Source organism: Lysinibacillus sp. GbtcB16 (assembly GCF_019091145.1).
GTDB classification, from domain to species: Bacteria; Bacillota; Bacilli; order Bacillales_A; family Planococcaceae; genus Lysinibacillus; species Lysinibacillus fusiformis.
In genome coordinates, this window is record NZ_JAGXJV010000348.1 from 1 (window position 1) to 275 (window position 275).

General features: G+C 48.0%; 1 pseudogene. It reads right to left on the reverse strand.

Annotated elements, in window-relative coordinates:
* Window positions 1–223, reverse strand: a pseudogene (locus KVT27_RS24500) (C40 family peptidase); the annotation flags it as partial.
* Window positions 224–275: the final 52 nt, after the last annotated feature.

Sequence of the window (275 nt, forward strand, 5' to 3'; positions counted from 1 at the left end):
GGCTGCCATTCCCTAAGTAGATTCCTACATGTGTGATCGGCTCTTGAAATACATTCATATTGTCATAGTCGGATGCTTTACTGCCATTGTACGAGGAGAAGAACATAAGGTCTCCGCGCTTTAATTTCGTCCAATCCGTCGAGACAGAGCCAATGGAGCGCACAAATTCGCCTTGTGCTGCTGAATCGCTTGGAACCGTGAATCGAAGCGCATCCCAGAACATCGTTTGCACGAAATCCGAGCACTGGAAAGTTGCAGGATCATTGCGAACGGAT